This window comes from Kiloniella spongiae (genome assembly GCF_001026905.1).
In the GTDB taxonomy this organism is placed as follows: Bacteria; Pseudomonadota; Alphaproteobacteria; order Kiloniellales; family Kiloniellaceae; genus Kiloniella; species Kiloniella spongiae.
On record NZ_LAQL01000073.1, the window covers coordinates 1 to 365 of the forward strand.

Sequence of the window (365 nt, forward strand, 5' to 3'; positions counted from 1 at the left end):
TTCAAAGCTTATGCCGCTGAAGAAGCTGCGCTACAAAAAGTGATCGCAGCTCGTGACAAAGCCCATGCACAAGAACAGTATGCCGAAGCACATAATCCACTTGACCTTTATGTTAGTGCGACTTTTGCAAACGATTTCATCGAGGTTGGCCATACGGCTCTTTGTCTGGATAATGTTGGGGGGAGTATCAAGCAGGATCGGTGTAAGGATGATGCATCAACCCGTTGGTCGACCAAACCGATTGACGGCGCACCAAAGGTGCCAGCCAATGCCGGGTTTGTGCAGATTATTGACACCAAGACGGGTAACTGCATCGTCCCTGAAGGCAAATGGAGTGAGGTCAAAAAAGAATTCACTGGCCCTGG

General features: G+C 49.3%; 1 protein-coding gene. It reads left to right on the plus strand.

Going from position 1 to position 365, the window contains the following annotated elements; genetic code table 11:
• Positions 1–365: hypothetical protein (locus WH96_RS22255; protein WP_047766202.1), on the plus strand; the 365-nt coding region annotated here is incomplete at both ends.